This is a genomic window from Buttiauxella sp. JUb87 (assembly GCF_004361975.1).
Taxonomy (GTDB): domain Bacteria; phylum Pseudomonadota; class Gammaproteobacteria; order Enterobacterales; family Enterobacteriaceae; genus Buttiauxella; species Buttiauxella ferragutiae.
Genome location: NZ_SNVY01000001.1, coordinates 1064757 through 1087349 on the forward strand (window position 1 = coordinate 1064757; position 22593 = coordinate 1087349).

Here is a 22593-nt window from a genome sequence, read left to right on the forward strand (position 1 = left end):
AACGGTGGATGACGGGTTTCGTCGGTCGGTTAAGCGAAGCGCCATCCGACACTAGCTTGATGGGAGATCGGTATGAACCAAAGCACCGCACTGGATACCCTGTGTGACCTCGCAGTAAAAGAGGTCGACGATGCAGCAGTCCGCTTAGGTGAAATGCGCCGCGGCTGCCAGCAGGCGGAAGAACAACTCAACATGCTGATTAACTATCAGTTTGAATACAGCAGCAGCCTGAATGACAACATGAGCCAGGGGATCGCCAGTAACCGTTGGCAGAATTATCAGCAGTTTATACAGACACTTGAGAAAGCTATTGACCAGCACCGCCAGCAACTCTCGCAGTGGAACAATAAGGTCAACCTGGCGCTCAACTTCTGGCAAGAGAAGCAAAAAAGATTACAGGCCTGGCAAACTTTGCAAGACCGAAAAGCCGCGCAGGTGTTACTGGCCGAAAACAAGCTTGATCAAAAACTGATGGATGAATATGCCCAGCGGGCAACACTGAGGAAGGTCGAACAATGATGCAGCCCCTGATAATCACTTCTCCTGATGTCGCAAGCCGCTCGACTACTGCGGGCGGTGCCACCGTCGCAGATAAAGGTTTCAGCGAAGATTTTCTGAGCCTGCTCGGTAAAGCGTTACCCGGCGAGATTTCGCTGGCAGACGGCAAAACCGTGTCGCTTGAAGCCGCGCTGAATAAAACGGCGAGCAAAGGCACCAGCACTGCCGATGAAAAAGTGACTCTCGCCTCACTGCTGGGCAATCTCGACACGCCAGAAGCACTTTCCGCCCTGCTTGCTAATGTGAAGAAAACCAGCAGTGACGATAAAACAGTGCAAATTGAAGCGCCGAGTGAGCAAAACCATACCCTGAGCAATGCGGATATGCAGGCGTTGAGCGCCCTGTTTGCCATGTTGCCGCAGCAAACGCCAACCGCCAGCGCCCTGAATATGCAGCCTGAAACGGATGGCGAGGGTTCAAACGCGCTAAATGTTTTGCTCGCAGGCAGCGGTATCAAAAACACCCTGACGACGGATAGCCGTGACACCGCCAGCGCGTTAGACAAAACCCCTGGGCTTCTGGATAAATCCACGCTAGGGAATACTGCGCCGTCCACCAGCAACGAACCCGTGGTCGACACGAAAACCTTCGCCGCCTTAAACAATGTGGAAAATGGCAGCCGCGATAATGCCGCCAACAATACGGCCACTACATCAACGCTCACCGCACCAGCCTTCAGTACCGCAACCGTTGCCACACCGGCCACAACACAAATTGCCGTGCCTGTCGCACCACAGATTAGCGCACAACTGGGAAGCCAGGAGTGGCAGCAGTCGGTAAGCCAGCACATCGCTTTATTCACCCGCCAGGGCCAGCAAACGGCTGAGCTACGTCTTCATCCTGAAGATCTCGGCCAGATTCAAATCAGCATGAAACTCGACGATAACCAGGCGCAATTGCAGATGGTTTCAGCCCACAGCCATGTGCGTGCCGCACTCGAAGCCACGCTGCCCAACTTGCGTATTGCGCTGGCGGAAAGCGGCATTCAGCTGGGGCAAAGCAGTATCAGCAGTGAAAGTTTTGCACAACAGCAACAACAGCAATCCGGGCAACAGCAGCAACAGGCACAACGTTCAGCAGGCAGCTTCCCGTCGATGGGAGAGTCTGAATCGCTGGCCGTTCCTGCCAGTATTCAACGTTTAGCGTCGGGAAATAACGCGGTGGATATTTTTGCCTGAGCCGCTCTCCCTAAGCTAAACGTCAGATGTAGAGATAAAAATCCCCTGTTTTCGGGCCTTTGAACGCCCGCAGACACGGGATAATTGACCCATATGCAGTACCGATACAGGAAAGATGCGTTTTATGACTGACACCGCTTTGCCAAAAAGCCGCAAGGGCTCCATCTGGATGATGTTACTGGTCCTGATTACTCTTGCAGCGTGTGCTACCGCAGGTTACAGCTACTGGCGTATGAAGCAAGAACCGGCTTCTGCTCAGACGAAAGCACCGGAGCCACCACCCGCGCCCGTGTTTTACGCACTGGATACGTTCACCGTTAACCTCGGTGACGCTGACCGCGTGTTGTACATCGGTATCACGTTGCGTCTGAAAGACGATGCCACGCGTCAACGCCTGAGCGAATTCCTGCCAGAAGTGCGTAGCCGCTTGCTGCTGCTGTTCTCCCGTCAGGATGGTGCAGCCCTGGCGACCGATGAAGGCAAACAAAAACTGGTTGAAGCCATCAAGAATACGCTGGCTCCACCGCTTGTCGCCGGGCAACCCCAACAGGCAGTCAGCGACGTGCTGTATACCGCCTTTATTTTGCGGTAATCCCATGGGCGATAGCATTCTTTCTCAGGCCGAAATTGACGCACTGTTAAATGGCGACAGTGACAGTAGCGACGAACCGAAGGCTGGCTCGTCGCCAGAAACGGACATTCGTCCGTATGACCCTAACACTCAGCGTCGTGTGGTGCGTGAACGCCTGCAAGCGCTGGAAATTATCAACGAGCGTTTTGCCCGTCAGTTCCGTATGGGGTTGTTTAACCTGTTACGCCGTAGCCCGGACATCACGGTCGGGGCGATCCGCATTCAGCCCTATCACGAATTTGCCCGCAATCTGCCGGTACCCACCAACCTCAACCTGATGCACCTCAAACCGCTGCGTGGTACCGGTTTGTTCGTGTTTTCACCGAGCCTGGTGTTTATCGCCGTGGATAACCTGTTTGGTGGCGACGGGCGTTTCCCGACAAAAGTGGAAGGCCGCGAATTCACCCATACCGAACAGCGGGTGATTAACCGCATGCTGAAACTGGCACTGGAATCGTACAGCGATGCGTGGAAAGCGATTTATCCGCTCGATGTGGAATATGTGCGCTCCGAGATGCAGGTGAAATTTACCAACATCACCACGTCGCCAAACGACATCGTGGTGAACACTCCGTTCCATGTCGAGATAGGCAACCTGACCGGCGAGTTTAATATCTGCCTGCCATTTAGCATGATTGAACCGTTGCGCGAGCTGTTGGTGAATCCGCCGCTGGAAAACTCCCGCCAGGAAGACCAAAGCTGGCGCGATACGCTGGTGCGCCAGGTTCAGCACTCCGAACTGGAACTGATAGCCAACTTCGCTGACATACCGCTGCGTCTGTCGCAAATTTTAAAATTGAAACCTGGTGACGTGCTGCCGATGGATAAACCGGAGCGCATTCTGGCGCACGTTGACGGTGTTCCGGTGCTGACCAGTCAGTACGGCACGCTTAACGGTCAGTACGCTTTGCGCGTCGAACATTTGATCAACCCAATCCTGAATTCGCTGAACGAGGAACAGCCCAAATGAGTGATATTAATCAACCGTCCGACGACAATGCAGGCTCCGTGGACGATCTGTGGGCTGATGCGCTAAACGAACAAAAAGTCTCCACCAAGAGTACCGCTGACAGCGTGTTCCGTGCGCTGGAAGGCAATGACATTGCCGGGGCGATGCAGGACATCGACCTGATTATGGACATTCCGGTCAAGCTGACAGTGGAACTGGGCCGTACCCGTATGACCATCAAAGAACTGCTGCGTTTATCGCAAGGTTCGGTGGTGGCGCTGGATGGCCTGGCAGGCGAACCGCTGGATATTCTGATCAACGGCTATCTGATTGCCCAGGGTGAAGTGGTCGTCGTGGCCGACAAATACGGTGTGCGCATCACCGACATCATTACGCCATCTGAACGTATGCGTCGTCTGAGCCGTTAATTCGATGAAAACCCAGGCAATAGTACAGCAACCGGCTGCCGCCAGCACCGGCTCTTCGTTGGTGCAAGTGAGCGGAGCCTTAACGGCGATTATTATTTTTATCTTACTTGCCGCCTGGGTAGCAAAACGTTTTGGCCTGGCACCCAAAAACGGCTCCAGCAAAGAGATGAAAGTCAGCGCCAGTTGTAGCGTTGGCGCTCGCGAACGGGTGGTGATTGTGGATGTCGCAGACGCGCGTCTGGTACTTGGCGTCACCGCCGGGCAAATTACTCATCTGCATACGCTGCCCGCCGCAGCGGTCAGTGAATCGGTTTCCCCGGTTGCCCCTGCTGATTTCCATGATTTGATGAAAAAAAGCCTGATGAAAAACCTGCTTAAACGTAACGGGAAAGATTGATGAAACGTTGGATCCCCTTCTCGTTGCTCGGCTTGCTGCTTGTGATGCCAGCCGCCTTCGCACAATTACCGGGGCTTATCAGCCAGCCGATGTCCAACGGCGGGCAAAGCTGGTCGCTACCGGTTCAGACGCTGGTGTTTATCACCTCGCTGACCTTTTTACCGGCCATCTTGCTGATGATGACCAGCTTCACGCGCATCATTATTGTTTTTGGCCTGCTGCGTAGTGCATTGGGTACGCCGTCTGCACCGCCAAACCAGGTACTGCTGGGGCTGGCGCTGTTTTTGACCTTTTTCATTATGGCTCCGGTGTTCGATAAAATTTATACCGATGCCTATCAGCCGTTTAGTGAAAACAAAATCCAGATGGATGAAGCGCTGGAAAAAGGTTCTCAACCGCTGCGCGAGTTCATGCTGCGCCAAACCCGTGAAGCGGATCTGGCGTTGTTTGCCCGTCTGGCGAATACGCCACCGCTCGAAGGCCCGGAAGTGGTACCGATGCGCATATTGCTTCCGGCCTATGTTACCAGCGAGCTGAAAACGGCTTTCCAGATTGGCTTTACGGTGTTCATTCCGTTTTTGATTATCGACCTGGTGATCGCCAGCGTGCTGATGGCGTTGGGGATGATGATGGTGCCACCGGCAACCATTGCCCTGCCCTTTAAATTAATGCTGTTTGTCCTGGTGGATGGCTGGCAATTGCTGGTCGGCTCGCTGGCGCAAAGTTTCTACAGTTAGAGGGGAAAAAGATGACTCCTGAGTCGGTCATGATGATGGGCACCGAAGCGATGAAAGTGGCTTTGGCGCTCGCCGCCCCGCTGTTGATGGTGGCTCTGGTCACCGGTCTTATCATCAGCATGTTGCAAGCCGCCACACAGATTAACGAAATGACTCTTTCGTTCATCCCAAAAATTCTGGCGGTGTTTGTCACGATTATCGTCGCCGGGCCATGGATGCTTAATCTGTTGCTGGACTACATGCGCACGCTGCTAACGAACATCCCGATGAACATTGGATGATTCACGTTGATAGCGGGCAGTGGCTCACCTTACTGAGTATGGGATTCTGGCCATTTATTCGTATTCTGGCCCTGATCTCAACCGCTCCCATTCTCAGTGAGCGTTCTATTTCCAAAAAGGTGAAAGTCGGCCTCGCGCTGATGATCACCTGGATAATCGCCCCCACCATTCCCGCATCTGATGTGACTATTTTCTCAGCGGCGGGCTTTTGGCTCGCAGCACAGCAAATTCTGATTGGCATTGCGCTGGGCTTCACCATGCAGTTTGCCTTTGCTGCTATCCGCACCGCCGGGGAAATCATCGGTTTACAGATGGGACTGTCTTTCGCCACCTTCTTTGACCCTGGCAGCCGTCTGAACATGCCGGTGCTGGCGCGGTTTATAGATATGCTGGCGATGCTACTGTTTCTGATGTTTAACGGTCATCTATGGCTGATTTCGATGCTGGTCGACACTTTTCACACCCTGCCGATCGGCGGTGACCCGATCAACAGTAATGCGTTTATGGCGCTGACGCGTGCGGGTGGTTTAATCTTCCTTAACGGTTTGATGCTGGCACTGCCGCTGATAACGTTATTGCTGACCCTGAACATTGCTCTGGGTTTACTCAACCGTATGTCCCCACAACTTTCGGTGTTTGTGATTGGTTTTCCACTGACTCTTGCCGTCGGTATGTTAGTCATGACTGCCTTAATTCCTTTGATGGCTCCTTTCGCCGAGCATTTATTTAGTGAAGTATTTAATTTGCTTGCTGATATTGTGAGTGAAATACCCGCAAATTAATCCCACATTATTTGTATAGCCTTCATGAGGATATTCCTAAAAGCTTTCTTAAATAACATCCACCAGGATATATCCGGCGCGGCTTATATGCTTTTACTTATCTCACAGAATCTAACATTCACTTTACTTTGAGAAATTTCTTAGCAAATTATACATAACTTTACTGGATAGTTGTTATGCCTAAAAATACTTCGCGGGTAAAAGGGGGGGAATGTTATGTCAACGATCATTATGGATTTATGCAGTTATACCCGGCTAGGATTAACAGGATATTTGACCAGCCGTGGCATCCGAAAACGGCAGATGACCAACGTGGAGACTACCGAGGAGCTGGCTCACGCCTGTGAGTCGCAGTCACCTAATGTGGTGTTTATTAATGAAGACTGTTTCATCCATGATGCTCAGAGCAGCGAGAAAATTAAGCAGATCATTAATCAGCATCCCAATACATTATTTTTAGTCTTTATGGCAATTGCTAATATTCATTTTGATGAATATCTTTTGGTTCGCAGCAATCTGTTAATTAGCTCCAAATCAATAAAACCCGAATCACTAGATGAAATCCTTTCGGAATATTTAGCAAAAAATGCGCATTGCATCGGCCATATTAATTTACCCACGTTATCATTAAGCCGCACTGAGTCGAGCATGCTTAAAATGTGGATGTCCGGGCAAGGCACCATTCAAATATCAGATCAGATGAATATCAAAGCAAAAACGGTGTCATCGCATAAAGGAAATATAAAACGCAAGATAAAAACCCATAATAAGCAGGTGATTTATCATGTGGTGCGCCTGACGGATAATGTGACGAATGGTATTTTTGTTAATTTGCGTTAGAGATTAAACCGCAAGTGAATGTCGGATGTCGCTACGCTAATCCGACCAGGGAACGGCAGGTGTGGGGTGGATTAGCGCGAGCGACTCCACCAGAACCACCCAGCAACAGACTACTCCGAGCGTTCTACAAAAATACCATCCGGGTGGCCTGACTCGTTAAAAAACCAGATGCCCAACGGATACTCTTCCAGCGACACCAGGTACATCGTCCCTTCGCTAAATTGCTCAACAGCTAATACCACGCCTGGCCGACGCGGGCCGCCATCGGTTTTCACGGTGACGCGATCGTTGATATTCATAACAAAATCCCTCCGGTTTCTTTGTGCCAGTTTAGATCAAAAACGACTCATTCGCATCGGGTGTCTATACTTAATCTCGGGTACCCCTGGAGGACTACGGCATGAAGAGCACGAAAGAACTCAATGATAGCGCGCGTATCGATGTTGATGCGTTACTGGCGGCCATCAATGAGATCAGCGAAAGTGAAGTTACGCGTGCGAGCGATAGCGACGATCCCCATCGGGTCAGTATCGATGGACGCACCTGGCATACCTACACCGAACTGGCGGAAGCCTTCGAGTTGGATATACACGATTTTAGTGTCAATGAAGTGAACCGCTAGATATCCCCAAAATAATTGAGTTGCAGGAAGGCGGCAAATGAGTGAATCCCGATGAGCTTACTTAAGTAAGTGATTCGGGTGAGGGAATGCAGTCAACGCACCTGCAGCTTGAAGTATGAAGGGTAAAAAAATCCCGGCAGAGTCGCCGGGATTAAACTTGCGTAAGCAAGAAGCACTTGAAAAATTCGTTACATCAGGAAATCTGATGTGCGTTCACATTACCTCAGATTTATTTCAACACAATGAAATATTCACCATATGCATATTTATATTTTGAATATGACGGGGTGAAACGGGCCCTGAACTCCTTATCAGCCGCGGCTTTCCGGTCGTTGTTTGCCTACCCATAAAGGATTAAGTGGTTAGTTTGATTGAGAAGATTCTTAAGCACCGGGATCTCACTATTTGAATTTTAGGAGAAGCGCCATGCCACTTTTGCACGATCCGTTATTAATCATTTCAGATCTTGATGGCACGCTGCTGGAGCATCATTCCTATCGCTGGGAAGCCGCCAGTCCGTGGATCAGTGTGCTCCGTCAACACGGCATCCCGCTAATTTTATGTAGTGCGAAAAGCGCCGCTGAAATCCTGGACTGGCAACACGAACTTTCGTTAACGGGCCTGCCATTTATTGCTGAAAACGGCGCGGTGATTCAGCTTGACGCCCGATGGAGTGACAGTGATGCCTACCCTCGCCTGTTGACCGGAATTCACCATCAAGAACTGTTTGCTGTGCTCGATAAACTGCGCCAGAAATTTGGCTTCAAATTCACCTGTTTTGCCGATGTCGACGAGCACATCCTTTGCGAACTGACGGGACTGACACGCACACAGGCAAGCCTTGCGAAACTTAATGAAGCCTCGGAGACATTAATCTGGCGCGATAGCGAGGAGATGATGACCGCGTTTAGCGAACAGCTTGCCTCGCTGGGTTTGATGATGTTGCAAGGCGGGCGATTCTGGCATGTTCTCGATATGCAGGCGGGCAAAGACAAAGCCATTCACTGGCTGCAACAGCAATTTCAGCAACGCGAAGGGAAAACTTACATCACCATTGGGCTTGGTGACAGCCCAAGTGACGCTTTACTGCTCGATAGCGTCGACTACGCGGTTGTCGTCAAAGGTTACAGCAGGCAACCCATCACGCTGCAAAACGACACCCCACAGCGCGTGTATCGCAGCCAGAACTACGGCCCTGAAGGATGGAAAGAGGGTCTTGACCACTTCATCACCACCCCGTCTCGCTGATTTAGTCGTGACTACAGACCTGATTACGTCCGCCCTGCTTCGCTTTGTACAAGCGGTGATCGGCGTAAGATTGCAGCCGTTCGAAGTCGTAATCGTTAAATTCCAGCGCGCTACTAACGCCGAACGACGCACTGATTCTGGTGGTGTTCCCCTGCTTTAACAGCAACTCTTTGCTGTTGATACGCACTCTGATGCGCTCCGCCACTTTTACCGCTTCTTCCAGTGTCGTGTCAGGCAAAACGATACAGAACTCTTCTCCGCCCACTCGCCCGGCGACATCACCCTGGCGAAACGCATCACTGAGCATCGCGGCGGCATGTGTCAGGACTTTATCGCCACTGCTGTGACCAAACCTGTCGTTAATACTTTTGAAGAGATCAAGGTCCATCTGAATGACAGAGAACGGTTGCGCTTGCTGCTTACATTCCTGGGCGATTTTGTTCGCAATCTCGAAGAAAGCGCCGCGATTGTATAAACGGGTTAATGTGTCGTAATTCGCGCGCCAGCTCAGCGTTTGTTGCAGGCTGAACATATTACTCACCAGGCGGCGGATCACCATCCACGACACAAACAGCATTAGGGTGGATAACAACCACAACACGCTGAGCACGATACTAATACGCCCAAATTCACCACGCACCCCCTCTTCCAGGGTATGAACTTTTATCAGCAAGCCGTCGAAGTTGTTGAGTTTCGCCCAGGTAATAAAACGAGTATCCAAACGTAACTCACCCTGCTCTCCGGGCTTCGCTACCGTCACGGCATTGGCAATTTGAGCCAGTTGAGGAGCGGTAAATAACGCATGTTTCGGCATCCGTTTAGCCGAAGTCGCGATTGGATTGAGTTCGTTGTCATAGAGCAGCACCGTACCCTCATGATCGTCATATTTGGCTTGTTGTAAGAAGCTATGCAACGAGTCAATCGGGTAATCTAGCGCCAGCACGCCGTACCAACGCCCGTTGAAATCCAGTGGAATCGCCGCCGTGATTATCTGCCCGGAAGTGCTGTTCGGGTTAAAGGTGTGCGTCCATCGCAAAACCCGCGAGGGGTTATTTTGCGGCGACTGAGAAGAAAAATAGGGTTGCGCGATCAAACGGTAATACAGCGAGACTATCTTCGGGTCATTAACAGGAGCGGTGCTGGAGAGAAAAAAACCACTGCGCGATGCATAAAATATCCGTTGTGGTAACGTGCGCGAGCGGTCTGATAAGCGCATGATATAGCTCAATTCAAGGGCTGCGCTAAGCTCCGTGTGGAGAGTCTCGTCATCGCGTTCAAGCAACGGGCTACTGTTAACAAATTCGTCCGACACGCCATTCATCGGCAAGCTGCGATGTAGATCCAGCCGTAATTGCCAAAAAGGTTGGGTGCGGAAAAGGTCAAACTCAGCCAGGGATTTACGAGTTCGGTCCGTTGAGATGGGAGATTGCAGCGCATAGTGCATGGTATTGCGATAAAACAGCAGGCTATCAATGTTGTGCTGAAGTTGCCTGTCGAGCAGGGTCGCAACGCTGTCGAGGCTATTGCGCTGATTGGCAACGTAGGCACCTTCTAGCACCACAGCTTCACGCCATGTCAGCACAGTGGAAAAGATAAATACCACGATAAAACAAAGGTTAACCACCTTCCCTGGACTTTTGAAACGGCTTATCTCGCGCTGAATTGCATCGCCAAACACTCACACTCTCCCGGATACCGCAATCATCTAAAAGCCTGTCACAACTGCCGTAATTTTTTCTCGCAAAGCTGGGACGGTTCTGATTAATAGTGCTGCATATTATCACTCGCAGTGATTACTAATCATAAACATATTCATGAAAAGTATATCATTCCCGCAACTGACGGTATTCAAGAAATAAAAACGCCCGATCATTGACCGGGCGTTTCAGGTTTATCCTTGTGAGGCGCTCCTTGTTGCCAGTGGGGCTAAATCATCCTCGCGGAAGGCCTCACGCTTTACACCATAACCATCATACCAACGACACTCCACCATACCGCTGGAAAACCCGGTAACAATCATCCTTGGGCCACCATTCTTAGGTTGGACTTCATCGCTGACCACAAAGACCATAACTGCCTCCTGTATCAGGGGTGAAAACTTCTACAGTTATAGACAATGACCTGCTGTTTTGCCTGGTGATAAGCGTAAATAACTGCAAAAAATTAGTGAACTGTGTTGTTACGCAAGCGACTTATGCCATTTACGACTGCCAGCACAATGGCCCCGATGATAAATCCGATCACCAGATTCGCCACTGTTGGCCCCAGCAAATGAGCAATGCCGCCCAACTTCTGCGCCCAGTCTTCAATGGCGTGATGCAACACTGGCACGCCGTGCACCAAAATACCGCCGCCGACCAGGAACATCGCCAATGTGCCGACTACTGATAAGAATTTCATCAGCCACGGGGCAAGAATTAATAGCCCTTTCCCGATGCCACGAGCCACCACCGAGCTTTTTTCTACCAGCCAAAAACCGAGGTCATCCAGTTTAACGATAATGCCCACCAGGCCATAAACCCCGACGGTCACGACAATGGCAATACCGGACAGCACCAGCACCTGGTTAAGCAAAGGGGCCGTTGCCACAATCCCTAAGGTAATCGCGACAATTTCGGCAGACAGAATAAAGTCGGTGCGAATGGCACCTTTAACTTTATCCTTTTCGTACACCAGCGGGTCCTGCGCGGCGATTTCATCAAGCCGTTGTTGGCGGGCTTCGGGCGTTTCCTTGTGTTTGCGGGCATGAATGTTGTGCACCACTTTCTCAACACCTTCGTAACAAAGAAATGCGCCACCAATCATCAATAAAGGCGTGATAGCCCACGGCGCAAATGCACTGATGATCAGCGCCAGCGGAACGAGGATCACTTTGTTGATGGCAGAACCCTTCGCCACCTGCCAGACCACAGGTATTTCGCGGTTAGCTCTTACACCAGAAACCTGTTGCGCGTTGAGCGACAAATCATCGCCCAGCACCCCAGCCGTCTTCTTCGCCGCCATTTTTCCCATCATCGAAATATCGTCCAGCAGCGTGGCGATATCATCCAGCAAGGTTAATAAGCTACTTCCAGCCATTAAATGAACGTCCTTTTTTAGTTTGTCTGCCTAACAGTATATGGAAGAAAAGTGCATTAACGAAAATCAAAGCAGGCTGTCAATAAAAATTAACATAATCACAACAAGTAAAATGCTCGCCAGTCAGATAGTTTTGACGTTAACTATTAGCTCTCTTGCTAAAGGATGTGAAGACACATGCGCGTTCGTTCTGGTCAGTTGTTGCCTTTGGTTGCAGCTCTATTTGCGTTATATATCATCTGGGGATCAACGTATTTTGCCATCGCCGTTGGCGTGAAAAGCTGGCCGCCGTTTATGATGGCCGGGGTGCGATTCATGGCCGCTGGCATATTGCTGATGGCGGTTTTATTGCTGCGAGGCCATAAATTACCCGCCTTACGCCCGATGCTTAACGCCGCACTGGTTGGCGTCTTATTGCTGGCAGTGGGCAACGGTTTTGTTACGGTCGCTGAGCATCAACATGTTCCTTCAGGTATTGCCGCGGTGATGGTGGCAACCGTTCCACTATTTACGCTGTGCTTTAGCCGCTTGTTCGGTATTCAAACTCGCAAGCTGGAATGGCTCGGTATCGCGATTGGTCTGGGTGGTATCGTGTTGCTCAATAGCGGCGGCAACCTGAGCGGTAATCCGTGGGGTGCCATGCTCATTTTGATTGGCTCGATTAGCTGGGCTTTCGGTTCAGTCTACGGTTCGCGCATCGAACTCCCCACGGGCTTAATGGCGGGAGCGGTAGAAATGCTGGCGGCCGGGATTGTGTTGCTGGCCGCTTCCGCGTTAACCGGTGAGCATCTTGCGTCTTTACCAACCCCCGCAGGTTTTGCGGCGGTGGCTTACCTCTCTATATTTGGTTCCATTATTGCCATCAGCGCTTACATGTACCTGATTCGTAACGTCGCGCCTGCAGTTGCCACCAGCTACGCCTACGTCAACCCTGTGGTTGCGGTGTTATTGGGAACGGGTTTTGCCGGGGAAAGTTTATCGCCCATTGAATGGCTGGCGCTTGGCGTGATTATTTTCGCCGTGGTGTTGGTGACTTTAGGGAAATATCTACTGCCCCCAAAGCCGGTAGTGACAGTCTGTGAGGTAGAGAAGTAATCAGCCTGCGGGTGGCGCTTGCCACCCGTCGTCTTTAAGTTCGTGTATGCCAAGGGTGTCAATTTGTGCGTGATGCCCGCCACTGCAAATCCACTCCTCCAGACGTTCACAAAGTGCGGTGTCACTGAGTTTTTCGCGGCCCCGCAGCGCACATTCCCAAACCAAAAGTACTCGCCAGCCTTCGCTTAATAAACGCGTTGAATCGCGACTATCTCTCGCCACATTTTTGCCTATTTTCTCCAGCCAGAATTCGGTGCGCGTTGCCGGAACTTTAAATAAATAGCAGTGGTGGTGATGCCAGAAACAACCGTGGGTGAAGATAACGCAGCGGTGTTCATCGATGACAAAATCTGGCCTGCCAGCAAGGGTTGCGTCCTGCGTGCGGAAGGAAAAACCGCACTCGCTTAATAAACCCGCCAACCGCTTTTCGATAGCAGTATCACGCGTTGCGATAGCCCGCATATTCTTACTGCGAATAGTCTTGCTGTGGACATCCACCATCACGGTTCCTTTTATGGGCTAACGGGAATCACCTGATTAGCTACCAGATTAGCTACCAGATTAGCAGAACGCTGAAAAATAATAACTGGCGATCTGATTGTGTGCATTTTTGGCTATTAAGCCAAAACACGTTTTCCCGTAACATCATGTATCAAATATAAATTAACCACTAGCGGATTAATTTATAACCAACAAGTGAAATATTTTCAGCTTTAACCCGGCAAATTAAAGTGGCAGCATAGATTCATCATATCTTTATTTATTATAAATTAACGCTTCAATTGTTAATATTATTAACATCTATAACGGGTTTTAAATAAAATACCATGAAATATATCATCCCGGCATTACTGCTCTGTGCCGTATTCAATGCCTGTGCCAGCGACGCTGAAAATAATATCACCGATGATTATGTCACTGACTGGAATGCCGTCACCGAGGGGCAAATTGCGCCGACCTTCACGCTCGGCACAGATATAATCAACCTGTGTAAAACGGCAGCACCTGAACAATTTCGGCGCGAGATTATTCACCAGTGGGAACAAAAGACCGGCACTCATATGACGCAGAACGCTTTCCTGTCTGAGGACTTGCAGCTATTTGACCGTCTGGCAACCCTTTCCTGCCTTGAAGGTGCTGATTATCAGCATCAAGGAAATGGCGATCTTTTAATCAAATCACTGAATGCTCAGTTGCGGGTTTTAGATGCTAAAGACGGCAATGATGCTTTTGAACAAATCAAAACCATGGAATTCCAGACGGGTATTATGACCGCCAGATACGGAACCAGTATTGAGAAAAAAAGAACACATGGCGGTACATGAATTTTTAATCATTTAAAATGGGTGGATGTTGCTGAGACTAATCCACTCGACAATAATTTATTGAGAGAATGAATGATGTTAATGCCATACATTACCCTGATAAAACACTTGTTGAAAAAATACACCTAAGCGAAAAATAACATTCCTCAGCTAACTCTATGAAATCATTATTTCCTTTTACTGTATTACAAATATCTTAACAACATAATAAGTTGTGAAAAGCACTCAATTTATTATAATAAATTGAATCTGTTTTCACGTAACAATGAAACTAAAACGTCCACTCAAAATTCTCCAATACTTCTTCTTTTATATTTAGAGTCTTTATGTTTGAAAATTTAAAGAAACTTTGTGATGTTGCTCTTCTAAAAGCCAAAAACTGTACCTTTACCGGTGAAATAAATGCCTGGGTTTTCATCTGGTATCCTGAGGATCATCATCTGGGGCATGCAGCCATGCTGATTGGCGACTTAGACGACAACAGCCCTTATATCAGTTGGTGGCCAGGGAAAACCAAATCCAAACTTTCCTCCTACGTAAAAAAAACACCAGCCTATAGGGAAGGTTCTTTCAATAACTCAACGCATAAGTTTGAATTTTTCACCAGTGATTATAAGAGTGATGTTCATGATGAAGCTGATTGCCCGCATGTTATTTATGGGCTGAGAGATTTAAATACTTATAACATGCTGAAAGAATGGCATAAAATAAAGAGCAGTGCCATTCCGTCTTTTTCTCCGCTGTCAAAAAACTGCGCCACTGTTGTCAGTCGGGTTCTCAAGGCTGGGTTAAAAGGGTCACCTTTATACCATAAGGCATTTGGGTTATTTGGTGGCGAACAGTATATCTGGACACCCAAAAGGATCGCTGTGGCGTGCAATACGTTACGTGATAAAAATTATGCATTAAAAATTAATATACCAGGCCGGAATAGTGATCATTCCTTTGTAAAGACGCTCATCCGGTTAAGATAATAAAAAGCAACTTCCGACATACGTATAAAGAAGTTGCCAGTGTTTTCAATAATCTACAAACAGTAAAATTAAAAGATAGAATCATTTCTCTTTCAGGAGAAGATAGCGGCTATTTAATGCCTCGATCCGTTGCTCTATTTTCTTCATCACCGCCGGGTCACGTTTCTCGGGACCCGTTTGCTGTATTTCCCACAACAATGTTTCCGCCGCAGCGCCATTACTTTGTAAATCCTGCCTGATTTGATAAACCGCCGTTTTTAACTCCGACACCGTCATATATTTGCTCTGAGTCTTCTCGGCATTTAATAAGCGGGCATCCAGTTCATCCAGATGTTTGTTCGCTTTAATATAGCCATCCAGAGCTGGAATACTGCCTGCTTTCTCTTTCAACGCTGTTAGCCATTGCGCACTCACCTCATTATTCGGGAAATGCGCCTGCAATAAATCAGATAAACGATCGCCCCGCCCCACTAATGCATCTGCGGGCTGGGTGCTGAGCCAGTTAAGCGTTGCACCTGCCTGCTGCAAAATAGCCTGCTTTTGTTGCTGAATTTTCTCCGGCGGCACGTCATGCCATACAGACTCAGCCTGAATGCCGCCTTGCTCTAATTGCGCCACCGATGCGACGAGCTTTTCACTTAAACTCGGGGTTTGAAGAGTGTACAAACCTGCCGCAACCACCAGACTCAATCCCAGACCCGCCGCCATTCCTCCCAGCGCCCACAGTAACGGGCGTTGAGCCGGTACCGCCAGCGCCATTTCCGGCATCAGTATTGGTTCTGGCAACGGTTCCGGTTTTTCTATCGGCGGTTTTACTATCGGCGGCTTTACTGCACTCACCGTAGAGGGCGTTTTCGCCACCACTTTCTGCACCGGATAAGGGACAGAGCGGCAACGAACCTGTAAAAAATAGTGCAGATTTTTTAGCGAATCATGGCTGCGTGATTGCAGATTTTTCGAGTATTCGTACAGCACACCAATGCTTCTTTCCACCGAGCGCATTTCACCGTTGTTTTCCGGGCCATACTTCAGGGTGTAAATGTGCGTCGCGACATTGGCACAAAACCAGTCAATCAAAGATTGCCGCGCCTGCACAGCAGCCACCGGTGGCCAGCAGCGCACATTGTTATGGGTAAAAGCTGTGGTGAGAAGATCCAGCCCCTCGGCTAATCCTGCCCAGCTTTTCAGCTGCATATTGATGAGGCAAAACCACACGCCGTTTTGCAAGTCGTAGCCGTAATCCCGAAAGAGCTGGAAGCACTTATCCTCCAGCATTTTCCAGTCTGTGGCGCCAGAAAGCGCACCATTGAGGTGGCTAAGTTCACTGCTGAGTAACAAAAACGCTTTGCTGAGCCGTGGATCATGACTATTAATTTTTAATGCCCTGAGATTTACCATCGATTTCATACTGTTCCTTAGCGCTTTACGCCTGAGCTTTGGCCGCCGCGCGTTTTGACAGAGGCTGTTTTGCTAACGTGAGTTGCCCTCTGGCAACGCTAAGCTGTAAACGAACGTCGGCTTTTTCTTCGCTTGCCAGCAGTCGGTCAGTCAACAATGGCAGCAGCTCGCTATTAAGTACGGCGTCGATTTCCCGCGCTCCGCTTTGTGCTACCTGACAACGGCTGGCGACAAACTCCACCACTTTCTCGTTGTAAGTCAGTGCACAATCCTCTTCCCCGGCATGAGCAAAGCGTTCACACACTTTGTTAATCTTCAGACGGATGATTTTCGCCAGCGTTTCACCCACAACAGGCAGATACGGGATCAAACGCAAGCGGCCCATTAGCGCCGGGCGGAAGAAACGGTCAAATTCAGGGCGGATCAGCCTGGTCAGGTTTTTGTTATCCGCATCACCGGCCAGGCAGGCCTCCATCACCAAATCGCTTGCCAGGTTGCTGGTCAGAATAATCAGCGTGTTGCGAAAGTTAATCTGCTGGCCTTCGGCATCGTCCATGACCCCTTTATCGAACACCTGATAGAAGATTTCCATAACGTCCGGATGCGCTTTTTCGACTTCATCCAGTAACACCACACTGTACGGACGACGGCGCACCGCCTCAGTCAACACCCCGCCCTGACCGTAGCCGACATAGCCCGGAGGCGAACCTTTCAGGCCGGAAACCGAATGGGCTTCCTGGTATTCCGACATATTGATGGTAATCAGGCTCTGCTCACCGCCATAGAGTAGTTCCGCGAGCGCGAGCGCCGTTTCCGTTTTACCGACCCCCGATGGACCCGCCAGCATGAAAACACCGGTCGGTTTGGCCGGGTCACTCAGGTTGGCGCGCCCGATACGGATCTGTTGGGCGATTTCTGCCAGCGCATGTGGCTGGCCGATAACCCGCGCTTCGAGGCGCGCCACCAAATCACCGAGCTGTTGTTGCTCCTTTTCCATCATTCTGCCCAGCGGAATACCCGTCCACCCGGCAATAACGTCAGCCACACAGGTGGCATCCACGCAGTCATAGACCAGCGCCTGATCTTTATGAAGCTCGGCTAATTGCCCGTGTAATACGGCGATTTGCGCACTGTCTTCGGTGCCATTGATTTGCGCCACCAGCTCCTGTTGCTGTTGCCATACCGGCTGCAACTGGCTCAGGCTCAGGCTTATCTCTTTCTCGCGCTTATCCAGCCATTCCAGGCGTGGGGATTTGCCCCCCTCTTTTTGCAGGCTTTCGCGCTCGGCAATCAGGTTGTTCAGTAAGGCATTAAGATCTTCAATCTCTTTAGGGGCATGGCATTGAGAAACCGCGACGCGGGCGCAGGCGGTGTCCAGCAGGCTGATTGATTTATCCGGCAACTGGCGACCTGAGATATAACGGCTGGAAAGCCGCACAGCCGCAACCAGCGCGCTTTCCAGAATTTGCACGTTATGGTGTTTACCGAGCGCAGGTTTAAGTGAACGCAGCATCGCGATGGCGGTTTCTTCATCCGGCTCGGCAACTTTGACCACCTGAAAACGGCGAGCCAGGGCGGCATCTTTCTCGAAGTATTTTTTATATTCCGCCCAGGTTGTTGCCGCAACCACGCGCATTTCGCCACGCGCCAGTGCCGGTTTGAGCAAGTTAGCCGCATCATTTTGCCCTGCCTGGCCGCCTGCACCAATCAGGGTATGCGCTTCATCGATAAATAAAATCACCGGAGATGGGTACTCTTTCACCTCGCGTAACAGGGTTTGCAGACGTTGCTCAAATTCCCCTTTTACGCTGGCACCTGCCTGGAGTAACCCCATATCCAGCGAGAGGATTTCCATATTTTTTAGCGCATCAGGCACGGTGACTTCGATGATGCGTTGCGCCAGCCCTTCCACTAAAGCCGTTTTGCCTACACCTGGTTCACCGGTCAAAACAGGGTTGTTCTGGCGACGACGCAGGAGCACATCAATAATCTGGCGAATTTCCGACTCACGGCCCAAAGCCGGATCCAGCGTGCTGTTTCGCGCCTGTTCAGTCAGGTTGCGCGTAAATTTTTTCAGCGCGGAATCTATATTGTGGTCGGCGTGGGCTGCCGCCGCAGTACGAGACGAAGCACAAGCTTCGTGCAGAAACTGTTCTGCCTTTTCGCTATTGCATAACAGCGCTTGCTGTAGCACTGGCGCAAAGTGCGCCTGGCTGCGTTTGGCATCCACGAACAAGCATCCCATCAGCGCCTGCACCGACAGTTGTGTTTGTTGCCAGCAGACACTGGCATGCAGCCAGGACATTTCCAGATGCTCGACCAAAGATTCAGACAACACCGGGCTACGCGTATTGCCACTGCGTTGTTGGCTCAGGCTAACTTGTAGCGCCTCAAGTAACACATCCCCTTGCAGGCCAGCAATCAGGCATAACTGCTCAATCATGGCGGGCTTACGGGTTATCAACACCAGCAGTAAATGCTCAACCTCAACTTCATGATGGGTACGGCTCACCGCCAGGCTTATCGCGGCATCGAGGCAACCGCGCGCTTCAGTACTCAGTCTTTCAACAACTTTTTTCAGGTAGCTACCCATTGTCTGATTCCATTCACTATTTTTTAAAATGACCCCAGGCTCTCACTGGCATTGAGCAATGCGGGCGGGCAATTGAGAGAAATGATTATTTGGCACCGCTGAGCGCTGCTGCGCTTTTTTGTCCTGCAACGCAAGTTGTGCATCGGCATTGTCGTTTAGTGACTGGTTGAGCGCCTGCCATTGCTGCCAGGTTTCCCGAACCTTGTCTTGCGGCCCCGTCTGGTAGCGCACCAGAACTTCTTTGATGCCCATGGCGTCGAGTTGCGCCGCATCTTCAGGGAAGTCGCTGGCAAGATAGCGATGCTGTCCGTCGGACATGTCTTCAAGGAAGTCAGTCCAGGCCGAATCGCCAAAGTACTCGTACGTCAGGTCAAAACCAGGGAAGTTCACCACCAGCGTGATGCGGCTACAGTGGCCAGGACGCCAGCGGAAAGGTGCCTGTTCGCTGAAGTTCATGCTGCTGAGAGTCCAGCGTTGTTCATCACAAAACAGCGTCACACGCGTGCCGGTTGGCATCAGACGTGCACCACCAGGAATGGTCGCAGGCTGGCTTTTTAGCGTGATCTCGATGGATTTTGCTTCCAGCGCCGTTATCTGAGTTTCAAGTTTGCTCTGCTGTTCTTTCAGGGATGCCAGCACATCATCATTGCGCGTGCTGTCACGTTCTGGCATGGCCAGCACATCATCCGGGCGCAGAACGTGGTTAACCATCCGCAAAAACTCTGGCGTCAGGCCGGTTGTCAGGCCATCAAACTGCCCCGCCGCTGGCCCGTTGTCCCCCACTACAAGAACACTTTTTGCTGGCCCGCGAATAAAATCAGCGAGGTATTGCCCGCTCAATTCTTGCTGTTCTTTGTAATCCAGACGTGCGGCATTTTTTTCCATCGACCACAGCACCCGGCTTTGCCATTGATCCTGAAGCCAACAGCCCGATCGCTGCATGGCATGCGCCACCAGCCAGTGAGCATCGGTTTTATATAAAGCCCAGACGGCATTGAGCGCGAAGTCATCTTGTTCTGCGGAAACACTTTTGCGCAGCGTGGCAAAGCGGGTGTCCAGTTGCTGCAAAGGATTAGCCGCAGCATCTTCCCCACTCAGAAATAAACCACGGGTGAGTCGCTCACTTTTTACTGGCGTGACAAACGCATCAGAAACGGCAGCGCGCAGGCTCCCTTTCCAGGCCAGCCAATTTTTAATATTGAGGTCGCTCACCGCGCTATTTAGCGTTTTGTTGTCCAGCTTGATAACACTCGCCACTTTCTGTAAGAACGCTTTTTCCAGGCGGCCGGCGCTGTTCATCACTGAGCCGTTTAGCGGAGTCTGTTGCAGTTTTTCTAGCTGACGCAGTTCCCGCAGCCAGCGGCTGGCATCCTGGCCGGGAATATCGGCAAGTTGTTCCGTGGCATAGTGGGCAAATGCCATTGACGGGCTATTGCCCTGGTCGATTGACACCAGGGTAGATTGCCACTGAGCCCCATTTAGCACCGGTGCGGGCTGGTTGCTCATCGCCAGTATCAGGGTCATCCATTGGTTCTGGCGCAGTGTGTTCCAGTTTTGTTCAAAGGCTACCAGTACCGGCATGCTGACATTTTTACCCGCCGCTTGCCGGACTGTATCCAGCCAGTGCTGGATTTGCACCGATCCTTGTACCGTCCACAGGCCATCGAGCTGCACATTGTTTTGTGCCCAGGGCAGGAAATCTACCAGGTTAACCGGCGTCAGTGCCTGGGAAGGGGCTATCAGCCATCTCCAGGAAGTATCACTGTTGACCAGTTGCCCCAACAGTTTGCGTAAGGAATTCAGTTGTTCCGCGCCGCCGGGTTGCTGTAACAACTCACGCTGTAGCGCGATGTCATAGGCCAGAGGTAACGAAGAGTCCGCACCGGTCAGGCTCAACAAAGGAGACACGGGAGGGTGTTTTTCCAGTTCGGCAAGTGACTGCCCATCGAGCATTGCCTGTTTGGTCATAATGGCGCTGGCCAGGTTCAGGACTAACTCGCGTTTCCCCTGCGGCAGAGCTTCAGCAAACAATTGCTGATAGCGTTGTTCAGCCGCCTGCATGTTGACCGTGCTGCGCGGAGTGGCCGCCAGAATCGTTTCTTCCAGCTGGTGGTGCCGCTGATTAAGCAACGGCACGAATAGCAGATGCTGCAACGGTGATTCGTTCCAGCTCTCAATACCTTTAAGTTGCTGAACCTGCTGCTCAGGCGTCATATCCTGAAGGTTCCCGGCCCCCAGGCCGTAGCTGCTCGCCCCACTCCAGGCCAGGTAGAGCGACGCCAGCACACTAAAGGTCATGACTCCCCAGCGTTGAAAATAACGGCGGCTAAACCCGATCGGCGCGATTTCCCGCTGGCGGCTAAGCGTTGGCAGCAAGTGGCTGATCAGATTATGGGTAAATAGCGCTTTGCGTGCGGCGCTATTTTTACTTACCTGTTCGGTGGCGCTGAACCAAATCCCACCTAATTGTGCAGGTTCGAAGTAAGCGTCGGGTTCACATAATGCCGCCAGATAACGCTGCAAAGCAGGCTGCAACTGCATCAGTTGTTCCGGGAAATCCAGCAATGAGAGAGTGTCATTATCGGGATCACCGCCAGACAACATGCTGACCCGGACTTTATCCAGCCCGTCTTTCACGCAGGTAAAGAGCGGGTCAAGCAAAGCGGGGTCTTTACCATCAACAACCGGCGAAGTCAGCCAGTAATAGCCCAACGCCTGCTGACGCTGAGCAGGTGAAAGTTTGCTTGCCCACTGGCTAAAACCAGCGATTTGATCGCAACAGGTGACAAAAAGGTAGACCGGCAAACGGCGCTTGAGTTTTTTAATCAATGGCTCGATTTGCGTTCGAACAAGACGGGCATTGAGATGTAAATCTGCCGCCTCTTTTCCCCGTAAATCCGCGATGGAAACGCACACCACAATGCCCGCCGGAGAAGGTACGCGTTGGCACCAGTTAACCAGATTGAGCCAGCCGCGTTCAAAAGCAGGCGTTTTACTGAGGAAATGGCTCGAAAGGTCAAGGAAACCGGAGGAGTGGAAAAACCACCAGCGCAGGGTGCGCGTCGGCACCACCAGTGCACTTTCAGGCTCGTTTGAAAAAAGGGGCAGACCAGCACTCGCCATCAGCGTGGTTTTACCGCTGCGTTTACCCGTTAAGATAAACCAGGGTAGGTGCTGTTTACGCCTTTTGATGCGTTTAATCACCGACTCACCCGCTTTCCAGTGTTCAAACAGAACATGTTCCATTCGGGTCAGCGTTAAGCGCTGTTTCAAATAAAGAACATATTTGCTCTGAGAGATCCCGCGCAGCGAAAACCAGATTAAACGAACCACTAAAACAGCAATAATTAATGCAAACCACAGAATAACCGCAGCGGTAAAAGAGCGTTCACTAATCACCGCAATGCACAAACAAAAAACAAATAGCAAGCACAGCAATATTGCCCATGCAAAAAATTCAATCAGTTTTTTAAACATTT

At 50.7% G+C, this 22593-nt stretch carries 23 protein-coding genes; 15 read left to right on the top strand and 8 right to left on the bottom strand.

All coding sequences use genetic code 11. From position 1 onward, the window contains the following. Positions 1–72 precede the first annotated feature (72 nt). The 10 genes from fliJ to rcsA all read left to right on the top strand — a co-directional run bounded on the left by fliJ (position 73) and on the right by rcsA (position 6781). Positions 73–519 carry a flagellar export protein FliJ gene (fliJ, locus tag EC843_RS05080; protein ID WP_064545519.1) on the top strand — a complete coding sequence of 149 codons (447 nt, stop codon included), beginning with the start codon at positions 73–75 and terminating at the stop codon, positions 517–519. Further along, positions 516–1736 (top strand): flagellar hook-length control protein FliK, encoded by a 1221-nt coding sequence (locus tag EC843_RS05085; protein ID WP_243739126.1) that lies wholly within the window; start codon positions 516–518, stop codon positions 1734–1736. The genes fliJ and EC843_RS05085 overlap by 4 nt, the downstream gene beginning before the upstream one ends. Before the next feature lie 124 nt (positions 1737–1860). Further along, on the top strand, positions 1861–2328 hold the full coding sequence (gene fliL / locus EC843_RS05090) for a flagellar basal body-associated protein FliL (protein WP_064545585.1): 468 nt from the start codon (positions 1861–1863) through the stop codon (positions 2326–2328). Between the two features lie 4 nt (positions 2329–2332). Further along, on the top strand, positions 2333–3337 hold the full coding sequence (fliM, locus tag EC843_RS05095; protein WP_133521807.1) for a flagellar motor switch protein FliM: 1005 nt from the start codon (positions 2333–2335) through the stop codon (positions 3335–3337). Further along, complete coding sequence (gene fliN, locus EC843_RS05100) at positions 3334–3744, top strand: flagellar motor switch protein FliN (protein ID WP_064545513.1); 411 nt, start codon at positions 3334–3336, stop codon at positions 3742–3744. The genes fliM and fliN overlap by 4 nt, the downstream gene beginning before the upstream one ends. Before the next feature lie 4 nt (positions 3745–3748). Then, the gene (fliO, locus tag EC843_RS05105; RefSeq protein WP_133521808.1) at positions 3749–4141 is read left to right on the top strand and encodes a flagellar biosynthetic protein FliO; all 393 of its coding nucleotides are present in this window, start codon (positions 3749–3751) and stop codon (positions 4139–4141) included. Next, the gene (gene fliP / locus EC843_RS05110) at positions 4141–4878 is read left to right on the top strand and encodes a flagellar type III secretion system pore protein FliP (protein ID WP_064545509.1); all 738 of its coding nucleotides are present in this window, start codon (positions 4141–4143) and stop codon (positions 4876–4878) included. The genes fliO and fliP overlap by 1 nt, the downstream gene beginning before the upstream one ends. Positions 4879–4889: 11 nt before the next feature. Continuing rightward, the gene (fliQ, locus tag EC843_RS05115) at positions 4890–5159 is read left to right on the top strand and encodes a flagellar biosynthesis protein FliQ (RefSeq protein ID WP_064545507.1); all 270 of its coding nucleotides are present in this window, start codon (positions 4890–4892) and stop codon (positions 5157–5159) included. After that, positions 5156–5941 (top strand): flagellar biosynthetic protein FliR, encoded by a 786-nt coding sequence (fliR, locus tag EC843_RS05120; RefSeq protein ID WP_064545505.1) that lies wholly within the window; start codon positions 5156–5158, stop codon positions 5939–5941. Before fliQ ends, fliR begins: the two co-directional genes overlap by 4 nt. Before the next feature lie 216 nt (positions 5942–6157). Further along, on the top strand, positions 6158–6781 hold the full coding sequence (rcsA, locus tag EC843_RS05125; protein ID WP_064545503.1) for a transcriptional regulator RcsA: 624 nt from the start codon (positions 6158–6160) through the stop codon (positions 6779–6781). A gap of 110 nt (positions 6782–6891) precedes the next feature. On the opposite strand, the gene dsrB is transcribed toward rcsA, so the two are convergent. After that, on the bottom strand, positions 6892–7080 hold the full coding sequence (gene dsrB / locus EC843_RS05130; RefSeq protein WP_064545501.1) for a protein DsrB: 189 nt from the start codon (positions 7078–7080) through the stop codon (positions 6892–6894). Positions 7081–7181: 101 nt separating this feature from the next. On the opposite strand from dsrB, the gene yodD reads away from it, so the two are divergent. Continuing rightward, positions 7182–7403: a YodD family peroxide/acid resistance protein gene (yodD, locus tag EC843_RS05135; protein WP_064545499.1), complete on the top strand. Its 222-nt coding sequence runs from the start codon at positions 7182–7184 to the stop codon at positions 7401–7403. Positions 7404–7829: 426 nt separating this feature from the next. Continuing rightward, positions 7830–8651 (top strand): mannosyl-3-phosphoglycerate phosphatase-related protein, encoded by an 822-nt coding sequence (locus EC843_RS05140; RefSeq protein WP_064545497.1) that lies wholly within the window; start codon positions 7830–7832, stop codon positions 8649–8651. A 1-nt stretch (position 8652) separates the two neighbouring features. Here EC843_RS05140 and dgcQ read toward each other — a convergent pair whose 3' ends face one another. From dgcQ to EC843_RS05155, 3 genes are all read right to left on the bottom strand, one after another. Beyond that, positions 8653–10329 (bottom strand): cellulose biosynthesis regulator diguanylate cyclase DgcQ, encoded by a 1677-nt coding sequence (gene dgcQ, locus EC843_RS05145; protein WP_133521809.1) that lies wholly within the window; start codon positions 10327–10329, stop codon positions 8653–8655. Positions 10330–10542: 213 nt separating this feature from the next. Further along, a complete protein-coding gene (locus EC843_RS05150) occupies positions 10543–10722 on the bottom strand; it encodes a DUF2158 domain-containing protein (protein WP_064545493.1) in 180 nt (59 codons plus the stop codon). 92 nt (positions 10723–10814) lie between these two features. Then, on the bottom strand, positions 10815–11729 hold the full coding sequence (locus EC843_RS05155; RefSeq protein ID WP_064545490.1) for a DUF808 domain-containing protein: 915 nt from the start codon (positions 11727–11729) through the stop codon (positions 10815–10817). A 177-nt stretch (positions 11730–11906) separates the two neighbouring features. Here EC843_RS05155 and yedA point away from each other — a divergent pair, with 177 nt between their 5' ends. Beyond that, the gene (yedA, locus tag EC843_RS05160) at positions 11907–12824 is read left to right on the top strand and encodes a drug/metabolite exporter YedA (protein ID WP_064545487.1); all 918 of its coding nucleotides are present in this window, start codon (positions 11907–11909) and stop codon (positions 12822–12824) included. On the opposite strand, the gene EC843_RS05165 is transcribed toward yedA, so the two are convergent. Next, positions 12825–13325, bottom strand: a complete 501-nt coding sequence (locus EC843_RS05165) for a very short patch repair endonuclease (RefSeq protein ID WP_064545485.1) — start codon at positions 13323–13325, stop codon at positions 12825–12827. Positions 13326–13651: 326 nt separating this feature from the next. On the opposite strand from EC843_RS05165, the gene EC843_RS05170 reads away from it, so the two are divergent. Both EC843_RS05170 and EC843_RS05175 read left to right on the top strand, forming a co-directional pair. Further along, entirely contained in the window at positions 13652–14149 is a 498-nt protein-coding gene (locus EC843_RS05170; RefSeq protein ID WP_133521810.1) for a hypothetical protein, read from the top strand. A 326-nt stretch (positions 14150–14475) separates the two neighbouring features. After that, positions 14476–15123 carry a hypothetical protein gene (locus EC843_RS05175; protein WP_121813830.1) on the top strand — a complete coding sequence of 216 codons (648 nt, stop codon included), beginning with the start codon at positions 14476–14478 and terminating at the stop codon, positions 15121–15123. An 81-nt stretch (positions 15124–15204) separates the two neighbouring features. Here EC843_RS05175 and EC843_RS05180 read toward each other — a convergent pair whose 3' ends face one another. From EC843_RS05180 to EC843_RS05190, 3 genes are read right to left on the bottom strand one after another with little or no spacing between them, the layout of a single operon-like run. Next, positions 15205–16530, bottom strand: a complete 1326-nt coding sequence (locus EC843_RS05180; RefSeq protein ID WP_133521811.1) for a VasL domain-containing protein — start codon at positions 16528–16530, stop codon at positions 15205–15207. Positions 16531–16546: 16 nt separating this feature from the next. Next, on the bottom strand, positions 16547–19114 hold the full coding sequence (gene tssH, locus EC843_RS05185; RefSeq protein ID WP_133521812.1) for a type VI secretion system ATPase TssH: 2568 nt from the start codon (positions 19112–19114) through the stop codon (positions 16547–16549). Positions 19115–19156: 42 nt separating this feature from the next. Beyond that, a complete protein-coding gene (locus EC843_RS05190) occupies positions 19157–22591 on the bottom strand; it encodes a type VI secretion protein IcmF/TssM N-terminal domain-containing protein (protein ID WP_133521813.1) in 3435 nt (1144 codons plus the stop codon). Positions 22592–22593 lie beyond the last annotated feature (2 nt).